Source organism: Planktothrix sp. FACHB-1355, assembly GCF_014748295.1.
In the GTDB taxonomy this organism is placed as follows: Bacteria; Cyanobacteriota; Cyanobacteriia; order Cyanobacteriales; family Aerosakkonemataceae; genus Aerosakkonema; species Aerosakkonema funiforme_A.
The window spans coordinates 1-3,216 of record NZ_JACJUP010000850.1; the positions used below are offsets into that span (position 1 = coordinate 1).

The following is a 3,216-nucleotide window of genomic DNA, read 5'->3' on the forward strand; positions in this document are numbered from 1 at the left end:
TTGTCTAACTAATAGTTTAATTGTCTGACGCACCCTACAGATACTTGGGCGACAGTCGGGTGCGATCGCCATTCCAAAACCTACACTACGCACCGCACCTCCCATCACACCGCCAACACTTCCCGTGCTGCTACTTCCATCAGTTTCTCACTATGCGATCGCACTTCCTTCAGCTTGCCTTCTAGTTCATCGCAGAGAGACATCAGGCGATCGACTTTGGCAACAATACGTTTTTGCTCGGTAAAAGGTGGAAGGGGACACATTAATGATCTTATTTGCTTCAAGTAAATATGAGGTTGAGCAGTACTTCCATCAGCACTTGCTATATATGCCTGCATCTCAGGCCCATTAAGGATTAATTGTAAGTACTCTGGAAGTATAAATTTAGCAACAGGTCGAAGGATAGCTAAATTTCTATCAGCACTGAAAATGATATTTTCCGAGATAATAGCAGTTCTTCCTAAAGTCCCTACACAAGTTAAAATTACATCTCCAAGTTCAGGGAAATATCTCTTTTTAACGCGCTCAAAATCTTCTTCAGAAATAAAAGTGCAACCATTCAACTCAATCCTGTTGTTGATAATATTCCTAGCAGTCAGATGAGGAATACCACTTAAAACTCGTTTAGGAGGATTATGATCGCCATCTAGAATTAGGTAACAAACCTGCAAAGTAGTAGTCCAAATCCACCCATCTGGTAATTTATACTGACCATTAATATTAGGCTCATTAGCTATTTGGTTTTTAATTCTAGGATTTGTTTCTTTATTGATACGGTCTTCACGTATAAGTTTAAGTAATTGATCGGCAGGTTCATCATTTGGATCTTGACGCACGAGTTTACCCTGCACTGCCAATTGCAGAATCGCCTGACGCAATTTAGGAACGGTTTCGGGGATGCTGTAGAGTAGGTCGAAGTTGTTGCAGATGCGTTGCCAGTGTTGGCGGAAGTCATCGGGATTTTGGGAAGAGAGGAGTTGAGCAACTGCGCTTTCGTTCATCCTGACAATGCTTTCTTGCCGTTGCTGCTGGCGTTTCTCGATTTCGTCACAGAGGATTAGGAGGCGATCGACTTTGGCGACAATACGTTTTTGTTCTGGTAGCGGAGGTACTGGAATCAAAATTAACTTTAGTCTAGCTGATTTTATTCCTTGAGCAGTCATTCCTGTTGCATTCTTATTCAGAGAATTTTGCAACAAGGGACTCATAAGTACTGTGAGTAAGTATCTAGCAAATAAATCAGAAAATGGCTGTAAATCAATAATCCTCTGTGCTAAAGCTATTTTTTCTTCAATTATTAATTGTGCAACATTACCAAGAGGAGCTTCGGTTGTTAAAAGTATATCTCCATATTTCGGAAAGCCTCGTGTCATCCAATCTTGATAAGTTGCTTCTGATATATATTCTTCTGGCTCGTTTTTAATAAATCCCATCCGAACATTTTTAGCAGTAACTAACTTAATTCCACTCTCTGTTTTAGGAGGAGTTTTGCCTCTATAATCAATAAATCGCGCAAGATTACCAAGCCTTTCCCATTGCCATCCGCCAGGTTTAAATGGTATTTCACTTTTTTGAATAGGAGGTAAACTGGTATCTCGGACAATGGTTCTGTTTAAAATAAGTTCTTCTTTCTCAGCTTTCATTCTCTCTAATAAAATAGAAACAGGTTCATCATTAGGATATTGAGGCACAAGCTTACCCCTAACTGCCAGTTGCAGAATAATTTCCCGCAACTTAACAACAGCATTTGGCGCATCAGTTAATAATTCAAAATCTCCTAAAAACGTCTTAATGCTCATCCCTTATTCCTCACCCTCAAGCGATGCCATTAACTCAAACTTCAACTTGCTACGCACTTCTTCCAACTCTGCCATGAGTGCTTGATGTTCGTTCAGCATCTCATCCAAATCGGCGTTTTCTACATCAACTCGGTGAGGGTTCTTAATATCTAAGTTGTAGTTATTTGCCTTGATATCCTCTACGGAAACCTTCCAAGCAAACTCACTTTCCTCTCGGTTATCCCACCATTTTTGCTCAGGTTCAAACTCCTCAAATCGAATCGGCTTAGTTTTCGAGTAAGACTTGTAACCTGGTGGGTATGGGTGTTCGTAATACCAAATCGTTTCGGTTGGCTCTCCTTTGGTAAAAAACAGTAGATTGGTTTTGATGCCCGTATAAGGATTAAACACGCCATTCGGTAAACGAACAATTGTATGCAGATTGCACTCTTGCAGCAACTTTTCCTTAATGCGCGTCTTCACACCTTCACCAAACAGTGTGCCATCAGGCAGAACGATCGCCCCTCTCCCCTTATCTTTTAACAAGTGCATAATCAACAATAGGAACAAATCGGCTGTTTCCCTAGTGCGATAAGCCGCAGGAAAATTGCTCTCAATCCCGTCTTCTTCCATCCCTCCAAAGGGCGGATTAGTCACAATAACATCAACTCGTTCATTGGGGCTATAATCCCTTAACGGTCGTGCCAAAGTATTATCATGTTCCACTGATGGCAGATCGATCCCATGCAAGATTAGATTTGTCATACACAGGTTATAAGGTAACGGCTTTTTCTCAGTCCCCCGAATGGTACGCTGAACTATTTCCGGCACATCAGCACTATTGAAATGATGGCGAATATGGTCAATAGCTGCTGTTAAAAAGCCACCCGTACCACAAGCCGGATCTAACACCACTTCACCAAGCTGAGGATTTACCCGGTCTACAATAAACTTCGTTACCGCACGAGGCGTATAATATTCCCCCGCATTCCCTGCGCTTTGTAAATCCTTGAGAATCTTTTCGTAAATCTCGCTGAACTGTTGCTTTTGTACCGACTTATTAAAATCAACCTCATTCAGCTTATTAATAACTTGACGAATGAGAGTGCCATTTTTCATGTAGTTGTAGGCATCCTCAAACACCTTACCAATCATTCGCCCACGCGGGTTAGTAGATGTCCTTAAATCCTTCAGCGTTTTAAACAGGGCATTATCCACAAAATCCAGCAAAGTATCCCCAGTAATGCCCTCAGCATCTGCTGCCCAATTCTGCCACCGCAACGCCTCTGGAATAGGGGATTTATAATCGTCCTCCAGCAGTTCGTATTCCTCCTCGCGGGAGTCAAACACCTTGAGGAAAATCATCCACACCAATTGACTGATACGCTGCGCGTCACCATCCACGCCCGCATCTTTCCGCATAATGTCTTGAATTGTT

General features: G+C 42.0%; 2 protein-coding genes. Both read right to left on the reverse strand.

Annotation, left to right across the window (positions count from 1 at the left end; all coding sequences use genetic code 11):
- Nucleotides 1–104: 104 nt before the first annotated feature.
- Entirely contained in the window at nt 105–1,799 is a 1,695-nt protein-coding gene (locus tag H6S82_RS25920) for a restriction endonuclease subunit S (protein WP_190463351.1), read from the reverse strand.
- A gap of 3 nt (nt 1,800–1,802) precedes the next feature.
- The coding region (locus tag H6S82_RS25925) for a class I SAM-dependent DNA methyltransferase (protein WP_199317965.1) at nt 1,803–3,216 on the reverse strand (1,414 nt) is incomplete at its 5' end.

Excerpts from the sequence above, each read along its gene's own strand:
- H6S82_RS25920 (WP_190463351.1), bottom strand. The coding sequence starts at position 1,799 with ATGAGCATTAAGACGTTTTTAGGAGATTTTGAATTATTAACTGATGCG.